The 18,674-nt window shown below is 64.9% G+C and carries 18 protein-coding genes; 4 read left to right on the forward strand and 14 right to left on the reverse strand.

Annotated elements, in window-relative coordinates:
- Positions 1-8: 8 nt before the first annotated feature.
- Genes JQ616_RS20165 through JQ616_RS20185 form a run of 5 tightly spaced genes read right to left on the reverse strand, consistent with a single transcriptional unit; the run spans position 9 to position 4,716 of the window.
- The gene (locus JQ616_RS20165) at positions 9-1,196 is read right to left on the reverse strand and encodes an ABC transporter substrate-binding protein (RefSeq protein ID WP_212017228.1); all 1,188 of its coding nucleotides are present in this window, start codon (positions 1,194-1,196) and stop codon (positions 9-11) included.
- Between the two features lie 31 nt (positions 1,197-1,227).
- Complete coding sequence (locus JQ616_RS20170) at positions 1,228-2,301, reverse strand: branched-chain amino acid ABC transporter permease (protein WP_212017230.1); 1,074 nt, start codon at positions 2,299-2,301, stop codon at positions 1,228-1,230.
- A 3-nt stretch (positions 2,302-2,304) separates the two neighbouring features.
- Positions 2,305-3,219: a branched-chain amino acid ABC transporter permease gene (locus JQ616_RS20175; RefSeq protein WP_212017232.1), complete on the reverse strand. Its 915-nt coding sequence runs from the start codon at positions 3,217-3,219 to the stop codon at positions 2,305-2,307.
- A gap of 1 nt (position 3,220) precedes the next feature.
- Positions 3,221-3,943 carry an ABC transporter ATP-binding protein gene (locus JQ616_RS20180; RefSeq protein ID WP_212017234.1) on the reverse strand — a complete coding sequence of 241 codons (723 nt, stop codon included), beginning with the start codon at positions 3,941-3,943 and terminating at the stop codon, positions 3,221-3,223.
- On the reverse strand, positions 3,940-4,716 hold the full coding sequence (locus tag JQ616_RS20185; RefSeq protein ID WP_249137016.1) for an ABC transporter ATP-binding protein: 777 nt from the start codon (positions 4,714-4,716) through the stop codon (positions 3,940-3,942). The genes JQ616_RS20180 and JQ616_RS20185 overlap by 4 nt, the downstream gene beginning before the upstream one ends.
- 97 nt (positions 4,717-4,813) lie before the next feature.
- Here JQ616_RS20185 and JQ616_RS20190 point away from each other — a divergent pair, with 97 nt between their 5' ends.
- Positions 4,814-5,734 carry a LysR substrate-binding domain-containing protein gene (locus tag JQ616_RS20190; protein ID WP_212017236.1) on the forward strand — a complete coding sequence of 307 codons (921 nt, stop codon included), beginning with the start codon at positions 4,814-4,816 and terminating at the stop codon, positions 5,732-5,734.
- 55 nt (positions 5,735-5,789) lie between these two features.
- Here JQ616_RS20190 and JQ616_RS20195 read toward each other — a convergent pair whose 3' ends face one another.
- The 8 genes from JQ616_RS20195 to JQ616_RS20230 form a co-directional block, all read right to left on the reverse strand.
- Positions 5,790-6,608: a MetQ/NlpA family ABC transporter substrate-binding protein gene (locus JQ616_RS20195; RefSeq protein WP_212017238.1), complete on the reverse strand. Its 819-nt coding sequence runs from the start codon at positions 6,606-6,608 to the stop codon at positions 5,790-5,792.
- A gap of 84 nt (positions 6,609-6,692) precedes the next feature.
- Complete coding sequence (locus JQ616_RS20200; RefSeq protein WP_212017240.1) at positions 6,693-8,030, reverse strand: LLM class flavin-dependent oxidoreductase; 1,338 nt, start codon at positions 8,028-8,030, stop codon at positions 6,693-6,695.
- Between the two features lie 45 nt (positions 8,031-8,075).
- On the reverse strand, positions 8,076-9,029 hold the full coding sequence (epsC, locus tag JQ616_RS20205; RefSeq protein ID WP_212017243.1) for a serine O-acetyltransferase EpsC: 954 nt from the start codon (positions 9,027-9,029) through the stop codon (positions 8,076-8,078).
- An 18-nt stretch (positions 9,030-9,047) separates the two neighbouring features.
- Positions 9,048-9,620 carry a flavin reductase family protein gene (locus tag JQ616_RS20210; RefSeq protein ID WP_212017245.1) on the reverse strand — a complete coding sequence of 191 codons (573 nt, stop codon included), beginning with the start codon at positions 9,618-9,620 and terminating at the stop codon, positions 9,048-9,050.
- A 138-nt stretch (positions 9,621-9,758) separates the two neighbouring features.
- Positions 9,759-10,988 carry an acyl-CoA dehydrogenase family protein gene (locus JQ616_RS20215; RefSeq protein WP_212017247.1) on the reverse strand — a complete coding sequence of 410 codons (1,230 nt, stop codon included), beginning with the start codon at positions 10,986-10,988 and terminating at the stop codon, positions 9,759-9,761.
- 42 nt (positions 10,989-11,030) lie between these two features.
- A complete protein-coding gene (locus JQ616_RS20220) occupies positions 11,031-12,035 on the reverse strand; it encodes an NrtA/SsuA/CpmA family ABC transporter substrate-binding protein (protein ID WP_212017249.1) in 1,005 nt (334 codons plus the stop codon).
- Positions 12,036-12,045: 10 nt separating this feature from the next.
- Positions 12,046-12,771, reverse strand: coding sequence for an ABC transporter ATP-binding protein (locus JQ616_RS20225; RefSeq protein ID WP_212017251.1), 726 nt, complete (start codon positions 12,769-12,771; stop codon positions 12,046-12,048).
- Positions 12,768-13,523 carry an ABC transporter permease subunit gene (locus JQ616_RS20230; RefSeq protein WP_249137087.1) on the reverse strand — a complete coding sequence of 252 codons (756 nt, stop codon included), beginning with the start codon at positions 13,521-13,523 and terminating at the stop codon, positions 12,768-12,770. The genes JQ616_RS20225 and JQ616_RS20230 overlap by 4 nt, the downstream gene beginning before the upstream one ends.
- 413 nt (positions 13,524-13,936) lie before the next feature.
- Here JQ616_RS20230 and JQ616_RS20235 point away from each other — a divergent pair, with 413 nt between their 5' ends.
- Positions 13,937-15,031, forward strand: coding sequence for an LLM class flavin-dependent oxidoreductase (locus JQ616_RS20235; protein ID WP_212017255.1), 1,095 nt, complete (start codon positions 13,937-13,939; stop codon positions 15,029-15,031).
- Positions 15,032-15,036: 5 nt separating this feature from the next.
- On the opposite strand, the gene JQ616_RS20240 is transcribed toward JQ616_RS20235, so the two are convergent.
- Complete coding sequence (locus tag JQ616_RS20240) at positions 15,037-16,377, reverse strand: LLM class flavin-dependent oxidoreductase (protein ID WP_212017257.1); 1,341 nt, start codon at positions 16,375-16,377, stop codon at positions 15,037-15,039.
- A 314-nt stretch (positions 16,378-16,691) separates the two neighbouring features.
- On the opposite strand from JQ616_RS20240, the gene JQ616_RS20245 reads away from it, so the two are divergent.
- Positions 16,692-18,320 carry an FAD-dependent oxidoreductase gene (locus JQ616_RS20245; RefSeq protein WP_212017258.1) on the forward strand — a complete coding sequence of 543 codons (1,629 nt, stop codon included), beginning with the start codon at positions 16,692-16,694 and terminating at the stop codon, positions 18,318-18,320.
- A complete protein-coding gene (locus tag JQ616_RS20250) occupies positions 18,317-18,637 on the forward strand; it encodes a 4Fe-4S dicluster domain-containing protein (protein WP_212017260.1) in 321 nt (106 codons plus the stop codon). The genes JQ616_RS20245 and JQ616_RS20250 overlap by 4 nt, the downstream gene beginning before the upstream one ends.
- Positions 18,638-18,674 lie beyond the last annotated feature (37 nt).

The raw sequence follows: 18,674 nt of genomic DNA on the forward strand, positions 1-18,674 counted from the left end.
CGTGGACATTATTTGGACACCAGATAATCGAGCGGGATCTTTTCCGAGATCGTCCACTGGTCGATCACCTTCGGCTTGCCGGCTTCGGTGTCGACGATCAGGTAACGGCCCTGGTTCTGGTGGTGGATGTCCTTGGTGAAGGTGCGCGGTCCGAACAGCGTGGGCTCGTTGTTCATCTTCTCGAGTTCGGCCACGACGGCCGCCGCATCGGTCGACTTGGCGCGTTCGACCGCCTTGGCCCAGACGTCGATCAGGACGTAGCCCGGATAGACGTACTGGCTGGACGGGTCGCCGCCGGTGATCTCCTTGTACTTCTTGTTGAACTCGTTGACCTTCGGGTTCGGATCGTCGCCATAGACCGAACCTTGAACCGGAACGTAGAAGTTCGAGAGGTCGGGGACGGCGTTCATCCAGTAACTGCCGTCGACGCCCGAGCCGTTGAGGATCATCGACTTGATGCCGGCGGCGCGGATCTGCTTGATGGCGGAGACGGCGCCTGGCATCATCGTGCAGAGCATGATGGCGTCAGGTTCCTTCGGCAGGCTCTTGATCCGCGTGATCTGCGAGGCGATCGAGGCATCGTCGTTCTTGAAGGTGTCGCTGCCGACCAGCTTCGCCTCCTTCAGCCGCGGCAGCATCCAGTCGAAGCCGTCGCAGATGCCCTTGTTGTAGACCGTCCAGCTGTCGAGCAGCCGATAGAAGCTGCGCGCGTTCTTCTTGGTGTAGGCCCATTCCGACATCGTCGCGCCCTGCACCGGTGCCAGCACCGAGGCCGAGAACGAGAACGGGCCGACGCCGGGGATGCCGGCCTTGATCGACTCGGCGCAAAGGAAGAAGGAGACCTTGCCGGCAGCCTGTGCCTGCAGCGCGGCGGGCGCGCCGAAATCGTAGTCGCAGGAAACGATCACGAGGTCGGCGCCCTGATCGAGCACCGCAAGACCGGCCTTGGCGCCTTCGGCCTGGTCGGTCTTGGTGTCGGCAAACACCGGCTTGATCTTCTTGCCGAGCAGGCCGCCGGCCTTGTTGATCTCGTCGATCCGGATCAGCGCCGCGTCTTGCGCCGGCTTGTCATAGGCTTGCATGAAGCCGGATGCCGCGGTGGCAAATCCGACCACGATCTCGTCGGCCGCCTGGGCCGGCGTGAACCAGAGCGTGGCTGCTCCGGCCAAGATGCTGAGTAATGTCGTAACGCGCATAACCCCACTCCTCCAATTGTACAAACAAGTGTCAGTGCAGTTCCTTCAGTGCGGTCTGGACCGGCCGTGCCAGGCGCCGTTGCAACGGCCACCGACGCCAGGAGAACTCCTGGTTGCGGGTCAATCCCGTCGGCAGGTACATCAGGATCACGATGGTGATGATGCCGATCGCGATCTCCTGGACGCCGTTCGGCAGGCCGATGGTGTGCCCGCCGAGGCTGACGCCTTTCTCGAGATCGCGGAACAGCTCGATCAGCACCGATATCGCGACCACGCCGGAGACGGCCCCGCTGAGGCTGTACATGCCGCCGACCACCAGCATCGACAGCGTGATGAAGGTGGTCCGCAGATAGAATGCGCCGGGATTGACGATGCTCAGGAAATGCGCGTACAGCGCGCCGGCGAGCCCGATGATGAAGGCGCTGACGACGAAGGCGATCAGCCGCTCGCGGACGATGTCGATGCCGGAGGCGCTGGCCGCGACCGACTCATCGCGCGTCGCGCGCAGTGCCAGTCCCGAGCGCGAGATCGAATAGAGATAGGCGATCGCGATCGCCACGGCGCCGCCGATCCATCCGGTCCAGACGTTCATGGTCGGCGGAATGCCGACGATCGAGCCTTGTCCGCCCGTCACCGAGTCCCAGTTCGAATAGACATTGTTGATGACGCCGAGCAGGCCGAAGGTCGCGATCGAGGCGGCAATGCCCGACAGGCGCATGATGATCCGCCCGACGATCAGCGCGAACACTGCCGCAAACAGGCCCGAGATCGGCGTCGCCACCCACATCGGCAGCTGGGTGTGAAGCAGCCATGCCGGCAGGCCCTTGAGCGTGATCGACTTCATGACCGGCGGAATGGTGAGCCAGGCGGTCATGTAGGCGCCAAGGCACATGAAGCTGATATGGCCGAACGATAGCAGGCCGGAATTGCCGACGAAGACGTAGAGCCCGACCACCACCATGATGTTGATGAACATCTCGACCACGGTGCGGTTGAAGGCGCGGCTGCCGAATTGGTAGGAGAGGGCAGCCATGATGAGCAGCGCCACGATCAGCACGATCGGCGTGATGATCGTTTGCCGGATGACGGACGGCCGCTGCGACATCGATCAGACCCTCTGCTTGGCGGATTTCGGTGCGAACAGGCCCTGCGGCCGCACCAGAAGGACGACGATGACGGCGCCGTAGACGAAGGCGTCGCGGAACACGCGGGCATCATGCGGCAGGGTCGCCTGGAACACGACGCTGGCCGCGCCGATCAGGAAGCCGGCGGCAACGGCCCCGGGAATGCTGCCGAGGCCGCCGATCACGGTCGCGATGAACGCGATCAGCATCACGTTGGCGCCCATGCCGATGTCGGCGGTGCCGGAATTGGTCGCCAGGATCAGGCCGATCGCCGCTGCCAGCATGCCGCTGATGGCGAAAGCCAGCAGGATCACGCCGTTGGCGCGAACCCCGAGCATGCGCGCCATGGTGAAATTGTCGGCGGCTGCGCGCATCTCGAGCCCGTAGCGCGTGCGCTTGAGGAACAGCACGAGGATCACCAGCACGGCCAGCGTGATGATGATGGTCACGACCTGGAGCATCGGGATGTGGGCGCCGAGGAACTCGACCGGCAGGCCGAGGCTCGGCCACAGCGTGATCGATTTCGGCCGGCTGGAAAACAGCATCAGCAGCAGATGGCGAATGACGAAGCCGAGCGCGAAGGATGCAATCATCATCGTCGCCGGATTGGCGTTGCGGAAGCGGCGGAAGACGACGATCTCCGACAGGATCGACAGCGCGGCGCCGATCGCCAGCAGCAGCGGGATCAGCAGGTAGAACGGCAGCTGGCCGGCGAACACGATCGCCGCCGCATCGATCGACGGCCACAGCATGGCGAAGACGCAAAAGGCGATGAAATCGCCGTGGGCAAAATTCACGAGCCGCATGACGCCGAAGATCAGGGCGATGCCGAGCGCGCCGAGGGCATAGAGGCTGCCGAGGCTCAGGGCGTCGAAGATGATCTGGAGTAGCTCGCGCATCTCAATGATCTCCGAAGCCGAAATAGGTCTGCTTCAGGCGATCGTCCCTGACCATCTCGGCCGCGGGACCCTCGAGCACGATGCGTCCGCCGCGGATCAAAATCATCCGCCCGCCGGTCATCATGGCGCGCGTCGAGCTCTGTTCGACGATCAAGAGCGTGAGCTTGCGCTGTGCCCGCAGCCGCAGCAGGATCTCATAGACCTGGTCGATGATCTTCGGTGCAAGGCCCAGCGACGGCTCGTCGATCGCCATGATGCGCGGCGCGGCCATCAGCGCGCGGCCGATCACCAGCATCTGCTGCTGGCCGCCGGAGAGCATGCCCGCCGGGGTGTGGCGGCGCTCCGCCAGCATCGGGAATTCCTGGTAGACCTGATCGAGGTCGCCGGCGATCTTCTTGCGGTCGGCCCGCATGCCGGTTCCGACCTTCAGGTTCTCCTCGATCGTCAGCGCGCCGAAGACGTTGCGCCCCTCCGGCACCAGCGAAAATCCGCGCCGGGCAATGTCCTCGGGCGCGGCGCCCGTGATCTCTGCACCGTCGATCTTGATCGAGCCGGAAGCGGGCGGTACGACGCCCGCGATGGCGTTGAGCAGCGTCGACTTGCCGGCGCCGTTCGGGCCGGTCACGAACAGGATCTCGCCCTCGTCGACCGTCAATGTCACGCCGCGGAGCGCCGTGAGGCGCCCGTAGCTGACCGTGATGTCGTTGACGGCGAGCGCGGTCATGACGCGCCAGCCACTTCGCCAGCAACCTGCGCAATCAACTCGTCGCGCTGCGTGCCCATATAGGCATGCCGTACCGCGTCGCTGTCGCGGATCTGCGCGGGGGGGCCGACTTCGATGACCTCGCCGGAGTCGAGCACGAAGATGCGCTCGCAGAGTTCGAGCACCAGGCCGATATTGTGCTCGATCAGCAGCACGCCGACATTGAGCTCGCCTGCGATCCGGCGGATGATGGCGGCGAGCTCGTGGCTCTCAAGCTCCGACATTCCCGCCGCCGGTTCGTCGAGCAGCAGATATCGCGGCGTGCCCATGATGGCGCGGCCGATCGCAACACGGCGCTCGTCCGTATAGGGCAGCGCGCCCGCGATGGTGTTGGCGAGATGCGAAATGCCGAGCCAAGCCATCACCCGTTCGGCTTCGCCGATCGCGTCGGGCCGGCCCTGGCCAAGGCCGACGCCGGTCACTTCCAGGTTGTCCATGACAGGCAGGTCGCGGAAAAGTCGACCCGACTGGAACGTCCGCGCCACGCCTTTGCGTCGCAATTTGTGCGCCGCAATGCCGTTCAGCGTCTCGCCCTCGAGCTCCACGGTGCCGGCGCCGACCGGCTGGAAACCGGTCAACACATTAATAAGGGTGGTTTTGCCGGCGCCATTGGGGCCGATCAGTCCGGTTATGCGCCCCCGCGGGATGGCCAATGTAACGTCGGACAGCGCTTTCAGGCCTTCGAATTGGACGCTGACATCGCGCGCGACCAACTCCAAACCGTCCGCCATCATCTCAACGCCTTTTCGCCCGCACCCAACGGATTGATTTTTCCGTTCCGTCGCGGGATTGTAAAATTCGAAATATCGTTCGCTGATATCGGAAAATTTTATGTCTCTGACGTTCCGTCAGGTTCGGCATTTTATCGCAACGGCGGAGAGCGGGCGCGTTTCGGCGGCCGCGGCCGCACTGAGCGTGACGCAGTCGGCCGTCACCTCATCCATCAAGGCCCTCGAGGCCGAGCTTGGCCGCAAGCTGTTCGACCGCCATTCCAATGGCGTGACCCTGACCTTTGACGGCCACGAATTCCTGCAGCGCGCTCGCGCCATCGAGGCGAGCGTGTCAGATGCGATACGGGGACCGCATCGCTGGGGAACACAGGTCGACGGCACTGTCGACGTCGCCGTGAGCTACACTGTCGCCGGATACTTCCTGCCGCCGTTGCTGTCGCGGTTCTGGCGGTCCTTTCCGGGCATCACGGTCCGGCTGCACGAGTTTCAACGCGACGCGATCGAGCAGAGCCTGATCAGCGGCAGCGTCGATGCGGCGATCATGCTGATCGCAAACCTGCATGACCGCAATTCCATCCGCTCGCGGCTGCTGTTGCGCTCGCCGCGCCGGCTGTGGACATGCGTCAATCATCCGCTGCTGCGCAAGGACAGCATCAAGCTGACGGACCTGGCGAGCGAGCCCTATCTGATGCTGACCGTCGACGAAGCCGAGCGCTCGGCGATGCGCTACTGGCAACACACGGCGCTTGTGCCGAACGTCATCTTCCGCACCCTGTCGGTCGAGGCGGTGCGCAGCATGGTCGCAACCGGCATGGGGATCACCGTCCTGTCCGACATGGTCTACCGTCCCTGGTCGCTCGAGGGACATCGCATCGACCTCAAGACGCTCGACGACGATGTTCACACCATGGATGTCGGGTTGGCCTGGAAGAACAACGCGAAGCTGTCTCCGGCGGCGCGCGCGTTCTGCGAGTTCGTCGCCCATTCCTATCCTGGCGCCGAGCCGGTCCAGTTCGACTGACGTCCTCGCCGCGACGAGCCGTCGCCACTCGCAAGCCGTCGCAACTCCCGGACCGTCATTTCAGGTAATCCGGCAGCGCAAACCCGTCATAGAACCGGTCCGACAGGATCGCGGTCTTGAAGGTCTGCGACTTGTAGCCGGCGACGATGTCCTGTGCCCACGCAGAATCCGCATTGGCCTTCTTCACCGCGACCACGTTGACATAGGGCGTCGTCATCTTCTCCAGCCCGAATGCATTGGTCAGCTTCAAGCCGCTATAGATCGCGAAGTTGCCCTGGATGGCGGCGAAATCGACGTCGTCGAGCGCGCGCGGCGCCTGTGCGGCTTCCAGCGGCACGATCTTGATGCCGCCGGGGTTCTTGATGACGTCGAGTTCGCTGACATCGACCGGCTTGGAGTCGCGAATCTCGACGAGGCCGAGATCGCGCAGGATCCACAGCGCACGCTGCAGATTGACGGGATCGTTGGGCACGGCCACCGTCGAGCCGGGCTTGATCGGCGAACCCACCGCGTGCTTCTTCGAGTAGAGCCCCATCGGTGGCGTCGGCACGTGGACGATGCCGACGAGGTCGGTCTGCTGCCGCTCGTTGTACGAGTTCAGGAAGATCGTGTGCTGCATGACATTGGCGTCGATCTCACCCTTGAACACCGCATTGTTGGCCTCCAACCCGGTCGAGAACTCGACATAGCGGATATGGTAGCCCTTCTTCTCCAGCTCCGGCGCGACGCCCACCTTGAACTCGTCGATATAAGGGCCCGGCACGAAGCCGACTTTCAGATCGGTCTTGGCTGATGTCTCGGCGTGCAGCGCGGCGCCGGCGAGGACACCGAGCATGAGAACGGCCGAATGGAGCAGGGAACGCATCGTCTTCATTGGAAACGTCAGATCCTTGGTTGCTGAGGCAAAACATCAATGCCGACCAGCGTGGAGCAGGCCGCACATGGGATCGTCAGGCGATCACGCGATCGCCTTGATCGATCCGGAGAACAGGCTTTCCGGCCGGTTCAGGCCGTAATGGTCGCGCAGCGTCGTGCCGGTGTACTCGTCGCGGAACAGGCCGCGCTTGCGCAGGATCGGCACCACCTGCTCGGCGAAGAGGTCGAAACCGCCGGGTAGCCAGGGCGGCACGTTGAAGCCGTCGGCCGCGCCGTTCTCGAACCAGGTCTGGATGTTGTCGGCGATCTTCTCCGGCGGGCCCGCGATCACCCAGTGACCGCGTGCGCCCGCCAGCCGCTGCACGAGTTGACGGATGGTCGGCTGCTCGCGATCGACGATGTCGACCACGAGCTTGAAGCGGCTCGCCACCCCGCGGGCGCTGCCGGTGTCGATCAGATGACGCGGGAAGGGGCCGTCGAGGTCGAAGTCGGAGAGGTCGAGCCCGATCATCTGGCGCAGCTGGGTCAAGGAATATTCCGGCTGGATCAGTTCGTTGAACTCGTCCTGCAGCCGATCGGCCTCGGCCTGGGTGCTGGCGATGAACGGGCTGATGCCGGGCAGGATCTTGACCTGATCGGGGTTGCGATCGAAGGCGCGGGCCTGCCGCTTGATGTCGGCATAGAATTCCTGGGCACTGGCCAGCGTCTGATGCGCGGTGAAGATCGCCTCGGCAAAGCGCGCCGCAAAAGCGCGTCCATCGTCGGACGAGCCGGCCTGGACATAGACCGGCCTTCCCTGCGGCGTCCGTGAGATGTTGAGCGGGCCGCGCACCCGGAAATGCTTTCCGACGTGATCGATCGCGTGAATCTTTCCGGTGTCAGCGAAGACGCCCGACTCGGGATCGTTCACCACGGCGTCGTCTTCCCAGCTGTCCCACAGCCGGGTGACGACGTCGAGATATTCCCGCGCCCGCTCGTAGCGTTCGTGATGCGGCGGATGCTCGGGCAGGCCGAAGTTCTGCGCCGCCTGCGCGGTGCTTGTGGTGACGATGTTCCAGCCGGCACGGCCGCCGCTGAGATGATCGAGCGACGCGAACAGGCGCGCAAGGTTGTACGGCTCGGTGTAGGTCGTCGATGCGGTCGCGATCAGGCCGATGCGCGTGGTCGCAACCGCGATCGCGGCCAGCCAGGTGATCGGCTCGAAGCGGAAGCGTTGCGCATAACGGACGTTGTCGGCGAGTGCCGGCCCGTCGGCGAAGAAGATCGCGTCGAATTTCTGGGCTTCAGCGCGTTGCGCCAGTTCCTGGTAGTAGGTGACGTCGAGGATGCGATCCGCGGTGGACTCCTTGTAGCGCCATGCCGCCTCGTGATGGCCGCCGGGATAAATGAAGAGGTTGAGGGAAAGCTGCCGTTTGCTCATGTCGGGCTCGCAGGTTCTGCTTGTTGTTATCAGTGAGGCGGTGGTTCAGGCGCCGCTCGAACTGTTTCGTGCGGTGGCCTGCGTCACAATGCTGTTCGGCGGCACATCCTTGGTCAGCCAGACATTGCCGCCGATGGTCGATCCGCGGCCGATCGTGATCCGGCCGAGAATGGTTGCACCGGCATAGATCACGACGTCGTCCTCGACGATCGGGTGACGGGCGTCGCCCTTGATCACAAGGCCTTCGTCGTCGGTCGGGAAGTGCCGCGCGCCGAGCGTGACGGCCTGATAGACCCGGACGTTGTTGCCGATGATGGCGGTCTCGCCGATCACGACGCCGGTGCCGTGATCGATGAAGAAGCCGGAGCCGATCCGGGCGCCGGGATGGATATCGATGCCGGTCCTGGTGTGGGCGATCTCCGACATCAGGCGTGCCACCAGCCGGGCGCCGATCTGATAGAGCAGGTGGGCAAGGCGATGGTGGATGATGGCGGTCATCCCGGGATAGCCGATCAGGATCTCGGGAAAATTCCGCGCCGCCGGATCGCCGACGAACGCGGCGCGCAGATCGTTGATCAGGAGCCCGCGGACCTGTGGCAGCTGGGCTGCGAAGCCGCGGGTCAGCTCGATCGCCTCCTCATGCACAAAGCCCGGCTCCAGCTCGTCGTCGACGAACAAGGCGCCGCGATGAATCTGCGCGCTGAGCGAATCCAGCGCCGTGCTCAGCGTGTTGCCGACGAAATAGTCGATGTTTTCGCCGTCGAGATCCGATTGGCCGTAGTGGCGCGGAAACAGCGCCTCGGTGAGGCCGTCGAGGATCAGCTCCAGTGCATCGCGTGAGGGCGCACGGCGAGGCTCGCCGTCGCGCCGGATGCTGTGGGTCTCCTCGCGGGACGTGCGCAACTCGGCCACGATGCGGTCGAGTTGCCAGCGGCCCGGTTGTCGGCTGACTGAACCGGCTGACGACGGCGGCGATGGTGGCGGCGTTTCGCGTTTCATGCTGTGCCTTTCCCTGTCCTAACGGACATGCGCCAGGGGAATGCTGACTTCGGCCAACAGGTCGAGATCGGCTTCGTGATCGATCTGGACATACTGTCCGTTCCAGTAGGTGAGGCCGGACAGCCGATGCGACAGCTCCATGCTGGAGAGGCGGCCGACGATGATGCCGTGGGAATGCCGCTCGATGATCTCCTCGACCTGGCATTCGATGACGGCAAGCGACCACCGCAGCAACGGCACACCGGAGGCTCCATGCGTCCAGTCGGTGCCGTCGAAGCGCTCCCGGCCTCTCAGCCGGCCATTGCTGAAGCGCTCGGCCAGGTCCTGCTGGTCCGAGCCAAGGATGTTGACGCCAAACAGCCGATGGCGGGCGATCGGTGCGAACGATGACGCCTGCCGGTTGATGCTGACCAGGAGCCGGGGCGAGCTGGCGCTGAGCGAGGTCAGCGAGGTCACGGTCATGCCGGTGATGTCCTCGCCCTGTCCGGCGGTGATGATACAGACGCCGCCGGGGAGGCGGCGCATGACAAGGCGGAATTGACGCTCGATCTCGTGGTCGGCGTCGACAAGATGGATATCCGGCTTGCTCATCGGGTGTTTCCCTTGTCTTGCCTCGCCGGACCGAGCTTCGCAGAGCGTTTTCGAGCGAAGTGGATACCGGTTCGCTTGAAGAAAACGGGTCAAAACAGGAAATCTAGAGCGCCGTTCCGATTCCATCGGGACGGCGCTCTAGAAGAAGCCCTTGGCGGGCAGCGGCGTGCCGCTGATCTCGTATTGTCCGATCGAGCGTGTCTTGAAGGTGTTCGGATTGTGCGACGCCAGCGTGCGCGCGTTGCGCCAGTGTCGGTCGAAATTGGTTGCCTTCTTGGTGGCGGATGCGCCGCCGACGTCGAAGAGCAGGCTGCCGCTCCGGATCGCGAATTCATCCGCAACGATCTTGGCCTTGGCCGACAGCAGCGCGGCCCTGTGCGCGGCATCGACGGCATTCGCCTTGCCCGCATCGAAAGCGTCGGTGGCGGCATCGAGCGCCTCCGCAGCCGCCAGCACGACCGTCTCGGCGGCGAAAGCGCCGCTCGCGATCTGGCCGACGGTTTGTTGCAGCAGCGGATCGTCCGCCGGAACCTCGCTCGGCGCATAGTAGAACGTCCGCTTGCGGGTCCGCACCAGGTCGGTGGCGTCGCGCAGCACGGCGCGCGCGATGCCGGCATTGATCGCAGTGAGGAACAGCTGGGCAAACGTGTTGGAGTAGGGAATGCCGTAGCCGGCATCCGGCGCATCGAACACCACTTCCTGCCGCTTGACGCGCACATTGCGGAAATGCGTGGTGCCGGTCGCGGTCAGCCGCTGCCCGAGGCCGTCCCAGTCGTCGACCAGCTCGATGCCGTCGCGCTTGACCGGAATCAGCACGGCCGCGTTGGTCGCGGATGCATCGGCGGTGCGGACCAGCACGTAGTCCGAATACAGCGTGCCGGTGCTGTAGTATTTGGTGCCGTTGAGCAGGTAATCGTCACCGTCGGCGGTGAGTGTCGTGTTCGGCGTGACATTGCCGACCTTCGGCGTATCGAGCTCGGTTGCCGCAAGGCCGATGATGGCGCCGTCGGCGACCGCCTTTTGCCATTGCCTGTGTTGCTCGTCCTTCGGCCGGCGCACCAGCCGTTCGACGACGCTGAAATGGTTGCGCAGGATGTGCGCGACATTGGCGTCGGCTTCGCCGAGGCGGATAACGATTTCGAACAAGGCGCGGATCGACAGGCCGGGGCCGCCGGCCTCAAGCGGAAGCCGCAGTGCGCCGAGGCGGGCCTTGCGAATGAGATCGATCTCCGCAAACGGCAGTACGCGTTCGCGTTCGCGGTCACTGGCTCCTTCCGCGATATGACCGAGCAGCGCGTCGATATCGAGCGTATGATTGCCGAGGCGGTCAGAGGGTTCCAGCGAGGTAGCGGTGACGGGCTTGTTCATGGATGTCTTCCGAATGACGGTGATTGAGTTGGCGGTTGTTGATCAGACCTGGGCCAGGTGGTCGGTGACCTTGATCGGCTCCGGGAGCACCTTGCGTGCGACCAGCCAGTCGGCGGCGCGTTGCAGCTCGGCAAGGAAGGTCTCGTCGTTGGCGACGAAGTAGCGATACTGCCGGTTCAGCGCGATGAACTGGTCGCGGACCTGGTCGCTGTACTTGCCGGCTTTCTGCGCGATGTATTCGGCGTCCTTGCTGTTCTCGGAGATCCATTTGCCTTCGGCGCGGAAGGCGTCGTTGACGGCGCGGACCAGTGCAGGGTTGTCGGTCGCGAATTTCCTTGTCGTCAGATAGGACGTGTAGTCGATCTGGAACTCGAGATCGCGGCCTTCGAGGAAGATGTCGTGCGCCTTGTATTCGAGCCGGGCGATATCGACGCCGGGGCTCCACATCGACCATGCGTCGACCTTGCCGGAAGCCAGCGCCGGTGCGGCATCCGGCGGGTTGAGATAGACGAATTTCACCTTGGAGCGGTCGACATTGTGCTTCTCGAGCGCTGCGACCAGCAGAAATTCGCCGAGACCGGAGCGGTTCAGCGCCACCGACTTGCCGACGAGATCCTCGACTTTGCTGATGCCGGAGTCATCCCGCGCGATGATTGCGGTGGTGCGCGGCTCGTAGACCACGAACTGGGTGAACACCAGCGGCGAGCCGGCGATGATCGCGGCGAGCGCCGGCGTCGTGCTGCCGCCGAAGCTGAAATCGGCGCTGCCGCCGGTCACGGCTTGCAGCGTCGGGGCATGATTCGGGAACGGTCCCAGCCACTCGACCTTGATGCCGTCCTTGGCCAGCAGCTTCTCGAACTCGCCACGTTCCTTGGCGATCAGATTGAGCCCGCTCAGGCCCCATGTCAGCCGGACCGTGTCGGTGACGCGGCCGCTCGCGGCCTGGGCGGGCCCGCAGATGTCGAAGCCGGCGAGCGCGCCGATGCCGAAAGCTGCGCCGCCAAGGAAGCTGCGGCGGGTGGGCTTGGTGAGCTGGGATGGAGACATCGAATGGTCCTCAAACAGGGATGGGGTGAGCGGCGCCGACGCCGAGCTCTGCGAGCAGGTCGGTGCGTGCGATCGGCGCTGCGCCGTTGCGTTTCGTGCGGTGCTCGAACGCGATCCTCCCCTCGCGCATCACCAGGATGCGGTCGGCAAGCGCGATCGCCTCGTCGACGTCGTGGGTGACCAGGAGAACGCCGGGCCGATGCGCGTCGACCAGTTCGCGCACCAGATCGTGCATGCGAATCCGGGTCAGCGCGTCGAGCGCGGCAAAGGGTTCGTCCAGTAGAAGCAGTTCGGGCTCCTGCACCAGTGCGCGTGCCAGCGCCACACGCTGCGCCTGGCCACCGGAGAGATTGCGCGGCCAGTCATCGAGCCGGTTGCCGAGCCCGACCTCGGTGAGCGCTGCCGCGGCACGCTGCCGGGCGTCGTTTGCATCGAGGCCGAGCGAGACATTGCGCCACAGGCTGTCCCACGGCAGCAGCCGATGCTCCTGGAACACGACGGCCGGCCGCCGCGGCGCCGTGATGCGCCCGCCGTCGATCGGATCGAGGCCGGCCAGCGCCCGCAGCAGGGTGGTCTTGCCGCAACCGCTTTCGCCGAGCAGGACGACGAACTCGCCGCGCTCGATGCGCAGATTGAGGTTCTCGATCACGACACGATTGCCATAGGCGCGATGCAGGCCCGTCACCACGACGGCCGGCGCAGCTGCGCTCAATGAGGGCGCGACGTGCACGGTCATCGCGTGCCCCCATAGTTCGGATGCCAGCCCAGCAGCCGTCGCTCGAGGGCGCGCGCGATGCCGTCGGCGGCGACGCCGATCAGCGCATAGATCATGATGGTCAGCACGATCACGTCGGTGCGCAGGAATTCGCGGGCATCCATCGCGAGGAAGCCGATGCCGGACTGGGCGCCGATGGTCTCCGCGACCACCAGCGCCAGCCACGCGGTCGCCAGCGCATAGCGGACACCGGTGAGGATCGAGGGCAGGGCGCCGGGCAGGATGACGCGGCGGATCAGCTCGACTGTCCCGAGGCCCTGGACGCGGCCGAGCTCGACCAACTTCGGGTCGACCTGCCGGATTCCCAGCGTGGTGTTGATATAGATCGGGAAGGCGACGCCGAGTGCGACCAGGAAGATCTTCTGCGCTTCACCGACGCCGAACCAGACGATCACCAGTGGCAGCGCGGCGAGGAACGGGATCGCGCGGATCATTTGAATGCTGCGGTCGATCGCAGCTTCCGCGATCCGCGAGAAGCCAACGAGGATGCCGAGCGAAAATCCGATGCTGCCGCCGATCGCAAACCCGGACATCGCGCGCAGCAGGCTGACGCCGAGATCGTTCAGCAGGCTCCTCGATGTCGCGAGCTTGAATGCCGTCCGGACCACCTTGCTTGGCGCCGGCAGCACTTGCGGCGAGAGCCAGCCGGCCTGCGCCAGCAATTCCCAGACGATGAGAAGCACGAGCGGAGCAAGCCACGACAGCAGCAGCATGCCGCGCCGGCCGATCTCGAATCGTGCCTTCCGCACCGTCGACGCGGTGCGATCGCTGCGCTGCGCGGAATCGAAGGCAATCGATCGCGCGGCCTGTTCGAGGTTGCTCAAGTCTATTCCGTCCTCGTCAACGCGCGCGAACACCATCGATCGCGCGCGGCACGGTTCATCGTTCTCTCGCTCGACGACTTGCCGTCGTTCGAAGGAGAGCGCCGCTCTTGCGACGCAAACTGTCCCACGATTTTTCGCGGACAGAAATAGAGCCGTTTTCCAATTGTCGTTGCGTTCGGAGTTTTCTCGTTTCCCGGTGCGCGCGACGCGGCAAGGAAAATCTTTTGATGTGCCGCTGCTTGATCTGCCGGCGTGCTTCTTCGAAAACACGGCGGTGTAACGTGAGATATCGGAGAGACGGCATGTCGGCACGACCGCTTCGCTTTGGCATATGGGCGCTGGTCCATGGTTCGCGCGGCGCGTATCAGGATCCGGAGGAGCCATATGACGCATCATGGGAGCGCAATCGTGATCTCGTGCTTGCGGCTGAGTCGCTCGGCTATGATTCCGCGCTGATCGCGCAGCACACGATCAATCCGCATCAGGAGGATTTCGATCAGCTCGAGGCCTGGAGCGCGGCGGCGGCCGTTGCGGCACTGACGAGCCGGATCGAGATCATCGCGGCCATCAAGCCGTATCTCTATCACCCGGTGGTTCTCGCCAAGCTTGCGCTCGGGATCGAGAACATCAGCCACGGACGCTTTGCGATCAATCTGGTCAATGCGTGGAACCGGCCCGAACTCGACAAGGCCGGCATCGGATTTGCCGAGCACGATGCCCGTTACGCCTATGGACGGGAGTGGATCACCATCGTCTCACGCCTGATGCAGGGCGAGCGATTGACTTACAAGGGAGAGCATTTCGACGTCCGCGACTATCTGTTGCGGCCGACGAGTCTCTATCGGCCGCGGCCGTTGATCTATGTCGGCGGCGAGTCGGAGCCGGCGCGCGCGCTGGTCGCCGATCATGGCGACGTCTGGTTCATCAACGGGCAACCGCTCGAGGATGTGGCCGGCCTGATCGCCGACGTTGCGGTGCGACCGCGAACGTCAGCGCCGCTCCGTTTCGGGCTGTCCGCGTTCGTCGTCGCTCGCAACACGCAGGCCGAGGCGCAGACTGCCTATCAGCGGCTGCTCGAGCTGTCGCGGAAGGACGCGCCGGTGAAGGCGATCCAGCGTCAGAACACCGATCCGAAGGTCGTGATGATGCAAACCATGCAGAAGTCGGAACGGGTCGGTAGCAACGGCGGCACCGCGGCTGGGCTGGTCGGCAGCTATGACGAGGTGGCGGCCCGGATCGGGGCGTTCCATGCCGCCGGGATCGAGCTGTTCATGCTGCAATTCCAGCCTTTCGAAGCCGAGATGGAGCGCTTTGCGAAGGAGATCATCCCCCGCGTTCGCGCCGCATCACCGGTTGCCGCAAGTGACACTCCAGCGCTGCTGACCGGATCGCGGTAACCGCGTCACGCGGTTGCCACGGCCTCGATCCGTCGCGCGAAGCGGCTGCTCGGCCGGGGCAAGCCGAAATGCTCACGCAGGGTGGTGCCTGCATAATCGGTTCGGAACAGGCCGCGGCGCTGCAGGATCGGTACCACGCTGTCGACGAAGACTTCCAATCCCGTCGGCAGCACGTCCGGCATCAGGTTGAAGCCGTCGGCGGCGCCGGCCCTGAACCAGGCTTCGATGTCGTCGGCGATCTGCTCGGGCGTGCCGACGATGATGCGGTGTCCGACGCCGCCGCCGAGTGCGCGCAGCAGCTGGCGGACCGTGAGGTTGCCGCGGCGCGCGATGTTCACGGTGCCCTGGAACATGGTGTGGTTGGCGTTGGCCGGTAGCGGCAATGGGTCGGGCAGCGGCTTGTCGAGCTCGAGGATGTCAGGATCGACCTGCAATGTGCCGGCGAGACGGGCGAGGCTGTATTCGATCGGGACCAGCTCCCACAGCTCATCCTGTCGCCGCTTCGCCTCGGCTTCGGTGCTGCCGATCACGGTGGCAAGGCCCGGCAGGATGACGATGGAGTCGCCGGCGCGGCCATAAGCCACGGCGCGAGCACGCAGGTCGCGGGTATAGGCGACGCCTTCCTCGATGGTCTGCGCCAGCGTGAACACGGCTTCGGCCTGCGCGGCGGCCAGGTCGCGGCCGTCGCTCGAGCCGCCGGCCTGGACAGTCACCGGGCGGCCCTGCGGCGAGCGCGGCACGTTGAGCGGGCCGGCCACCGTGTAGTGGGTGCCGCGATGCGCGATCGGATGCACCTTCGACGTGTCGACAAACCGGGCGGTCGCCTTGTCGCCCACGAACGCGTCGTCCTCCCAGCTGTCCCACAGCGCATGAACGACTTCGGCGAATTCCTTGGCGCGCTCGTAGCGGGCCTTGTGCTCGAGCACGTTGTTGAGGCCGAAATTGCGGCTGGCCGACGCGTCGGCGGTGGTCACCGCATTCCAGCCGGCGCGACCGCCGCTTGCGAGGTCCAGCGTCGCGAAGCGGCGCGCGATGTTGTACGGCTCGTTGTAGGTGGTCGAGGCGGTCGCGATCAGCCCGACATGGCTGGTCGCGGCGGCGACCGTCGCCAGCACGATGGTCGGCTCCATCGACATGAACGATCGATAGTCGATGCGGTCGGTGATCGCCGGCGTATCGGCCAGGAAGATCGCGTCGAGCTTACCGCGCTCGGCGATTTGCGCAACGCGCACGTAATGGCCGACGTCGAAGCAGGCGCGCGGATCGCTTTCCGGAAGCCGCCAGGCCGACGCATAGACGCCGGAGTGCAGCAGATTGACGTTGAGATGAAGCTGACGATCGGACATGGCTGCCACGCAGTGAATTGAGATGATTTCCGAAATATCGCCTGTCGCGCGACTAGGGAACGAACGGCTGGTGCGTGCATGCAAAAAGAAATTTCCGCCTCCGTTGCGAGGTTTGCCGACAAAACTCCTGTTCCGCTTCGACGTTGAACGAAACGTCCTCAGCGCCGGTGCATGATTATTCTTCGCTGAGCTGTGGCAAGGGAAGCTTCGTCCAAGTCCGTGCAAATATCTGAAATTGCCAGAGGCGCACATGCGCGTAAGCATATTGCTGCGGCGCATCGCAAGCGATCGGTGCCGCGTGGAGAAGCTGGACGATGACAACCAACGATCGACGCGCGGAACGGCTGGCCGCACCGGACGGCTCGGTCGAATTCGACGCCGACGTCCTGGTGATCGGCGGCGGACCGGCGGGCACCTGGGCTGCGGTGAGCGCGGCGGAGCGCGGCGCACGCGTCGTGCTCGCCGACAAGGGGTTTTGCGGCACGTCGGGCGCGACCGCTGCGGCCGGCACCGGCGTCTGGTTCGTCGATCCCGATCCGGCGCTGCGTGAGACCGCGATGGCCAGTCGCGAAAAGATGGGCGGGTACTTGCAGGATCGCCGCTGGATGGCGCGCGTGCTCGACCAGACCTATCAGGACAGCGATCGATTGGCGGCCTGGGGTTATCCTTATCCGGTCGACGACAGCGGCAAATCGCAGCGCAACTCGCTGCAAGGACCGGAATATATGCGCCTGATGCGCAAGCGCACCAAGCAGGCCGGCGTTACCATTCTCGATCACAGCCCCGCGCTCGAACTGCTGGTGGACGACGACGGCGCGGTTGCCGGTGCCAGCGGCCTGCGCCGGCAGAAGCACGATCGCTGGACCGTGCGCGCCAGGGCTGTCGTGATCGCGACCGGCGGCTGCGCATTCCTGAGCAAGACGCTGGGCTCGAACGTGCTGACCGGAGACGGCTATCTGATGGCTGCGGAGGTCGGCGCCGAGTTCAGCAGCATGGAGTTCTCCAACGCTTACGCGATCTCTCCGGCGTTCGGCTCGGTGACCAAGACGCTGTTCTATGGCTGGGCGACCTTCAGCTATGAGGACGGCAGCGTCGTTCCCGGTGCGGCGTCCAAGGGCGGCCGATCGGCGATCGCGCGTGCATTGCTGCAAGGGCCGGTCTACGCCCGGCTCGACATGGCCGATGACGACGTGCAGCGCGACATGCGGGCGTCGCAGCCGAATTTCTTCCTGCCGTTCGATCGCACCGGCATCGATCCCTTCAGCGAGCGCTTTCCGGTGACGTTGCGGCTCGAAGGCACCGTGCGCGGCACCGGCGGTCTTCGCATTGTCGACGACAGTTGCGCCACCAGCGTGCCGGGGCTCTATGCCGCCGGCGATGCGGCGACGCGCGAACTGATCTGCGGCGGCTTCACCGGCGGCGGCAGCCACAATGCCGCCTGGGCAATGTCGTCGGGGACCTGGGCCGGATGGGGCGCTGCCGGCTATGCCCGGCAGCTTGGCCCAACACGGCAGCGACGCCTGGCCTCCGCCGGCAGCGTCGCGTTCCGAAGCCGGTCGAACCGCCCGTTTGAGCCGGCCGCACTGGCGAAAGTGGTTCAGGACGAAGTCTATCCGTATGAACTGAACTACTTCCGGGACGCATCGCGTCTCGAGGGCGCGCTGGCGCGGCTCGATGCGGCGTGGGCCGATGCGTCGGCGGCCGACGCGGCAAGCAAGGATGATCTGCTGCGCGCCCGCGAGAGCGCGGCCATGCTGGCGACGTCGCGCTGGATGTATCGCAGCGCGCTGGCGCGCACCGAAAGCCGCGGCATGCATCGCCGCGACGACTATCCCGATCAGGACGTCCGGCAACGCCATTATGTGACCAGCGGCGGCCTGGACGACGTCTGGACCGCGGTCCGGTCGCATGCCGATGCCGTCTACGCAGAGGCAGCGGAATGATCGAGGTGATCGACGCCGAACGCTGCACGTCCTGCGACATCTGCGTGAATGTCTGCCCGACCAACGTCTTCGACAAGACGGATGGAATTCCGGTGATCGCCCGCCAGAGCGATTGCCAGACCTGCTTCCTTTGTGAACTCTATTGTCCCGAGGACGCACTTTACGTCGCGCCCTATGCGGATACTCGTTGCCCGACCGACGTGGTCGCGCTACGGCAGACCGCCGCATTTGGCAGTTACCGCCGCGCGGTCGGTTGGACCGACGAGACGCGCGATCTTCGCGGCATCGACCGCAGCTATCTGCTCTTTGGTCATTGAGCCCGGGCCCTGCCCGGCGACCGAAGCCATCTTCCAA

Source organism: Bradyrhizobium tropiciagri, from assembly GCF_018130545.1.
Classification (GTDB): domain Bacteria; phylum Pseudomonadota; class Alphaproteobacteria; order Rhizobiales; family Xanthobacteraceae; genus Bradyrhizobium; species Bradyrhizobium tropiciagri_A.

What these genes read in the sequence shown, in the direction of transcription:
- JQ616_RS20195 (WP_212017238.1), bottom strand. Translation starts at nt 6,608, where the DNA reads ATGAAGACGATGCGTTCCCTGCTCCATTCGGCCGTTCTCATGCTCGGT.
- JQ616_RS20215 (WP_212017247.1), bottom strand. Translation starts at nt 10,988, where the DNA reads ATGAACAAGCCCGTCACCGCTACCTCGCTGGAACCCTCTGACCGCCTC.
- JQ616_RS20220 (WP_212017249.1), bottom strand. Translation starts at nt 12,035, where the DNA reads ATGTCTCCATCCCAGCTCACCAAGCCCACCCGCCGCAGCTTCCTTGGC.
- JQ616_RS20230 (WP_249137087.1), bottom strand. Translation starts at nt 13,523, where the DNA reads ATGCTGCTGCTGTCGTGGCTTGCTCCGCTCGTGCTTCTCATCGTCTGG.
- JQ616_RS20190 (WP_212017236.1), top strand. Translation starts at nt 4,814, where the DNA reads ATGTCTCTGACGTTCCGTCAGGTTCGGCATTTTATCGCAACGGCGGAG.
- JQ616_RS20245 (WP_212017258.1), top strand. Translation starts at nt 16,692, where the DNA reads ATGACAACCAACGATCGACGCGCGGAACGGCTGGCCGCACCGGACGGC.
- epsC (WP_212017243.1), bottom strand. Translation starts at nt 9,029, where the DNA reads ATGAAACGCGAAACGCCGCCACCATCGCCGCCGTCGTCAGCCGGTTCA.
- JQ616_RS20240 (WP_212017257.1), bottom strand. Translation starts at nt 16,377, where the DNA reads ATGTCCGATCGTCAGCTTCATCTCAACGTCAATCTGCTGCACTCCGGC.
- JQ616_RS20235 (WP_212017255.1), top strand. Translation starts at nt 13,937, where the DNA reads ATGTCGGCACGACCGCTTCGCTTTGGCATATGGGCGCTGGTCCATGGT.
- JQ616_RS20210 (WP_212017245.1), bottom strand. Translation starts at nt 9,620, where the DNA reads ATGAGCAAGCCGGATATCCATCTTGTCGACGCCGACCACGAGATCGAG.
- JQ616_RS20225 (WP_212017251.1), bottom strand. Translation starts at nt 12,771, where the DNA reads ATGACCGTGCACGTCGCGCCCTCATTGAGCGCAGCTGCGCCGGCCGTC.
- JQ616_RS20170 (WP_212017230.1), bottom strand. Translation starts at nt 2,301, where the DNA reads ATGTCGCAGCGGCCGTCCGTCATCCGGCAAACGATCATCACGCCGATC.
- JQ616_RS20200 (WP_212017240.1), bottom strand. Translation starts at nt 8,030, where the DNA reads ATGAGCAAACGGCAGCTTTCCCTCAACCTCTTCATTTATCCCGGCGGC.
- JQ616_RS20250 (WP_212017260.1), top strand. Translation starts at nt 18,317, where the DNA reads ATGATCGAGGTGATCGACGCCGAACGCTGCACGTCCTGCGACATCTGC.
- JQ616_RS20175 (WP_212017232.1), bottom strand. Translation starts at nt 3,219, where the DNA reads ATGCGCGAGCTACTCCAGATCATCTTCGACGCCCTGAGCCTCGGCAGC.
- JQ616_RS20185 (WP_249137016.1), bottom strand. Translation starts at nt 4,716, where the DNA reads ATGATGGCGGACGGTTTGGAGTTGGTCGCGCGCGATGTCAGCGTCCAA.
- JQ616_RS20165 (WP_212017228.1), bottom strand. Translation starts at nt 1,196, where the DNA reads ATGCGCGTTACGACATTACTCAGCATCTTGGCCGGAGCAGCCACGCTC.
- JQ616_RS20180 (WP_212017234.1), bottom strand. Translation starts at nt 3,943, where the DNA reads ATGACCGCGCTCGCCGTCAACGACATCACGGTCAGCTACGGGCGCCTC.